Annotated in this window: 4 protein-coding genes; 3 read left to right on the top strand and 1 reads right to left on the bottom strand. The window is 72.5% G+C overall.

The window, feature by feature from the left end; genetic code table 11:
* A partial coding sequence (locus ACWGI8_RS40400; protein ID WP_453668433.1) for a nitrate- and nitrite sensing domain-containing protein occupies positions 1–987 on the bottom strand: 987 nt, incomplete at its 3' end.
* 238 nt (positions 988–1225) lie between these two features.
* Between ACWGI8_RS40400 and ACWGI8_RS40395 the strand changes: the two genes are divergently transcribed.
* Genes ACWGI8_RS40395 through ACWGI8_RS40385 form a run of 3 tightly spaced genes read left to right on the top strand, consistent with a single transcriptional unit; the run spans position 1226 to position 4247 of the window.
* Complete coding sequence (locus ACWGI8_RS40395; protein ID WP_453668432.1) at positions 1226–2341, top strand: LLM class flavin-dependent oxidoreductase; 1116 nt, start codon at positions 1226–1228, stop codon at positions 2339–2341.
* The gene (locus ACWGI8_RS40390; RefSeq protein WP_453668431.1) at positions 2338–3225 is read left to right on the top strand and encodes an SDR family NAD(P)-dependent oxidoreductase; all 888 of its coding nucleotides are present in this window, start codon (positions 2338–2340) and stop codon (positions 3223–3225) included. Before ACWGI8_RS40395 ends, ACWGI8_RS40390 begins: the two co-directional genes overlap by 4 nt.
* 8 nt (positions 3226–3233) lie before the next feature.
* Positions 3234–4247, top strand: coding sequence for a GDSL-type esterase/lipase family protein (locus ACWGI8_RS40385; RefSeq protein ID WP_453668434.1), 1014 nt, complete (start codon positions 3234–3236; stop codon positions 4245–4247).
* The last annotated feature ends 103 nt before the right edge of the window (positions 4248–4350 follow it).

Genomic DNA, 4350 nt, shown 5'->3' with positions numbered 1-4350 from the left:
GATACGCCGGCCCGCGCTCACCGAGAGCCAGACGGACAGCCCGACGGCGACGAGACCGACGACGCCCACGACGGCGGCCTTGACCATCTCGCGGTAGGCGAAGGCCCGTCCGCGCTCCGCCGCGTTGCGCGCCGACTCGGTGCACAGGAGCATGTAGCGCTTGACCGCCCGGTCCGTCGTGGTCCGCCACGATTCGGCGGCCATGGCCTGGCCCGCGCCTGCGGCACCGGCCCGCAGCAGGGCATCCTCGCCGGAGGCCAGCGCCCGGTACTCGGCGCCGCGCCGGAAGTCCGTGAACAGCTTCTGGGAGTCGGCCGGGAGGTCGGGGACGTACGTCCGGTGGAAGACGCGCCGGTCCTCGATCGTGGCGGTGAGCGTGTCGTACTGGCTGTCGGTCAGGCTGCCCGCTGCACGCGCCCCGGCCACGAGCGCGTCCTCCCGGGACACGAACTCCCGTACCCGCACCAGTTCCACCACGACCTGCGCCTCACGGGCGAGCTGCCCGGCCTGCAGGGCCGTGAGCGTGGACTGTACGTCGAAGGTCGGCTCCACGATCGCGGTGTACGCGTCGACGGCCCGGTTCCAGGTGATCGTCCGGTCGAGGACCTGGTCCCGCAGGCCTTCGAGCCGCGCGGCGGCGTCGGCCATGACGTCCAGGGACTGCCGTTGCCGCGCGGAGAGATCGTCGCGCCGCTCCTGGTCGCCGAGCGCGTCCCGCATGGCCTCGACGGCCCGGTCGGTCGAGCGCTGCTGCTCCAGCAGCGCGGCGGCGTCGGCCGTACCGTCGGCCCGCTGCCCGGCTCCCAGATACGCGGCGGCGAGCCGGCGTTCGATCTGGATCTGCCCGACGGCCGTGTCGACCGGGGTGCCGAACGCCTCGTAGATGCCCTCGAGGCGGATCAGGGCCCGCAGATCTCCCGTCACGGACACCATGGCGAAGCTCCACAGCGTCATCAGGGCGACGATCGGCAGGACGGTGAGAGCCACGATCCGTCCACGGATCGTGGGACGGCGCAAACGCCGGCGCATGGACTCCCCAGAACGTTCGGGACAACTGACCAGCGGCGGTTACCGCCCGGTAGGCGCAGTCAAGCTACGCGACATGTCCTCGGTGGCGCAATGCTCCCGCCGGTAACGGCAGAGGCGCAGGCACGACGCCTCCATTGACACTTCGTCAGGTCTGCTGCACGGTGCCGCGGAACCGCCGACAACGGGAGGGATGGGTATGGATCTGGACGTGCTGTACGAGATCGACGTCCCGCGGCCGTGGGACGGACCGCATCCCCACGGGCAGCGCGCGGCGGAGCAGCGCGCCTACCGCGAGGCCGTCGAACAGATCAGACTCGCCGACCGGGTCGGCTTCCGCACCGTGTGGGCCGTCGAGCACCACTTCCGGGAGGGCCGTTCGCACTGTCCCGCCCCGGAGGTCCTCCTCGGCCATCTGGCAGCGCTCACCGAGCGGATCAGACTCGGATTCGGAGTCACCCTCACTCCCTTCGGCTTCACCCCGCCGCAGCGGATCGCCGAGAAGGTCGCGACCGTCGACGTGCTCTCGGACGGCCGCGTCGAATGGGGCACGGGACGCTCCACACCCATGGAGCAGACGGCGTTCGGTGTCGACCGCGAGCAGTCGCGGGCCGACTGGCGCGAGGCGATCGAGATCGTCACGGGCATGTGGCGCGAGGAGTACTTCTCGTACGCGTCGCCCCACTTCACGTTCCCCCGGCGGATGGTCACTCCGAAGCCGGTGCAGGATCCGCATCCGCCGGCCTGGATGGCGGCGACCTCGCCGGGCTCGGCGGAGGTCGCGGGCGCGAGCGGGCTCGGACTGCTGTCGTTCTCGATCATGCAGCCGCTGGAGGCGATGGCCCGCCAGATCGCCGCGTACCGGCAGGCCGGGCGTACACCGTCCCCGGTCACGGATGTGACGACGGACCGGGTCAGCGCGTACACGCTGGTGCACGCCGCCGACCGGCCGGGCCCACGGGTGTGGGAGTCCGTGGCGTGGTGGTACGGCAATCTCGCCCGGTTCACCCTCGAATGGGAGCTTCCGCATCTCGACGACGCGCAGCGCGAGCAGGCCTTCCCCCTGCTGACGCCGATCCTCGAAGGGACCGTTCCCGTGCAGGAGTTCAGCGACGGCGACATGATCCTCATCGGGGACGCGGAGGCGATCGTACGGAAGGCCAAGCGGTACGCGGACCTGGGCGTCGATCAGCTGATCTGCTACGTCCAGTGGGGGTATCTGGAGCACCGCGAGATCCTGCGGACGATCGAGATCCTGGGGAAGGAAGTCATTCCCGAGCTGGCGTCGTACGAGCCGAGGCGACCGGCGTCATGACCGGCAGCGCCGCACCCGGCACCTCACCCGACAGCCCACCCGGCAGCTCAACCGGCACCTCGACCGGCACCTCGACCGACGCCTCGACCGACACCTCGCCCGTCCCCGACTACGCCGCGCTGCACCGCCTCGACGACCGGGCCTTCGTCGTGCTCGGCGCGGGAAACGGCATCGGCCGGCAGACCGTGCACGCGCTGGCGGCCGTCGGCGCGCGGGTGCTCTGCGTGGACGTCGACAAGGAGCGGGCGGAAGCGGTCGCGGCGGAGACGTCCGGTCTGGCCCACGTCTGCGATGTGACCGACCGGGCAGCTGTCGAGGCCCTGTTCGCTGACGCCCGGCAGCAGTTGGGCGCGGTGCACGGCGTCGTCGACATCGTCGGCATGGCCCGCTATGCGCCTCTCGCGGAGCTGGACGACGCCGCCTGGGACTGGCATTTCACCATCGTGCTGCGGCACGCGCGGCTCGCGGTCCAGTACGGCGGCGAGGCCGTCGCCGCGTCCGGCGGCGGACCGCTGGTCTTCGTCGCCTCGGTGTCGGGACTGACGGGTGCGCCGCTGCACGCCGCGTACGGCGCGGCCAAGGCGGGCCTGGTGTCGCTGGTGCGGTCGGCCGCCGTGGAGCTCGGCCCGCGCGGGGTGCGGGTCAACGCCGTCGCGCCGGGGGTCGTCTGGACCCCGCGGGTGGCCGGGCTGCTCGGCGAGGAAGGCCGTCGGCGCAATGCCGCGAACGCCCCGCTCGGCCGGGTCGCCCGGACCTCCGACATCGCCTGCGCCCTGCACTTCCTCGCGTCGGACATGTCCGCGTACGTCACCGGTCAGACACTGGTGGTCGACGGCGGGGTGGCCGTGAAGTTCCCGTACCCGACGATCGGAGGCCCGACGTGACGCCTGACATGCCCTGGCTCGAACCCGGGCCCTTTCTGCGCGGGGTGGCCTGGCGCGCCGGTGAGCGCATGGTGCGTGCCGATCCGGCCGATACGGCCCGGCTGCCGTGGGACACCTGCGAGCGGGCGGCGCTGCCCATCGGCGTACGGCTGGAGTTCATCGCGCCGGACGGGGCGCGGGCGGTCGAGGTGCGCTACCGGGCCGCGGTGCCGGGCCCGACGGACGCCCTGCGCGATCTCGCGCACTGCTTCGCCCTGTGGCAGGGCGACCGGTGTGTCCACGAGTCGTTCACCGAGCCCGCCGAGGAGGGGACGGCCACGATCCGGCTGCCACCCGGCACGGGCCCGTTCACGATCCATCCGCCCGAGTCCCGGTCGCCCGTGTTCCTGGGGCTGCGCGGGGTGGGCGGGACGGTGGTCCCCGGGCCGGTACGGCCCCGCTGGCTCGTCCACGGCGACTCCATCACGGAGGGCTGGTGGTCGACCCGCCCGGCCCATTCCTGGCCGGCCACCGCCGGCCGGGCCCTCGGCCTGGATCCCGTCAACCTCGGCTACGCGGGTGCGGCACGCGGTGAACTCCCCACCGCACAGCAGCTCGCGGCCCTCCCCGGCGATCTGCTCACCCTCGCCTTCGGAACCAACTGCTGGTCCCGGATCCCGTACTCGGCTTCCCTGCTCTACGAGACGACGCGCGCGTTCGTCACTCTCGTACGACAGGGCCACCCCGACACCCCGCTGCTGCTGCTCTCGCCCGTACTGCGCCCGGACGCCGAATCGACGCCCAACGCCCTGGGCGCCACGCTCGCCGAGCTGCGTAGGGCCATGGAGGACGCGGCCCGGGACCTCGTATCGGCGGGCGACGAGCGGCTGGCGCTCCTCCCGGGCGGCGATCTGCTGGCACCGGAGCACCTGGCGGACGGCCTCCACCCGAACGACACGGGACACGCCCTGCTCGCGGCGGCGGTGGCGGACGCCCTGCGCACTGCGGGGTTCGCCGGCCCGGCGCTCACCCCTGCCGCGTGACACTTCCCCCCGCCCGTCCGGCCGGCGAGCGGGGGGGCGGGCGGGGGGGTACGGGAACGGCTGTCTGTAATATACAGGTGGGAGTTAACGTGTCTATTACCTT

Source organism: Streptomyces sp. NPDC054841, assembly GCF_053611045.1.
This window is presented reverse-complemented; position numbering and strand designations above follow the sequence as displayed.

Coding starts and splice junctions, on each gene's coding strand:
- ACWGI8_RS40395 (WP_453668432.1), top strand. CDS start 1,226: ATGGATCTGGACGTGCTGTACGAGATCGACGTCCCGCGGCCGTGGGAC.
- ACWGI8_RS40385 (WP_453668434.1), top strand. CDS start 3,234: ATGCCCTGGCTCGAACCCGGGCCCTTTCTGCGCGGGGTGGCCTGGCGC.
- ACWGI8_RS40390 (WP_453668431.1), top strand. CDS start 2,338: ATGACCGGCAGCGCCGCACCCGGCACCTCACCCGACAGCCCACCCGGC.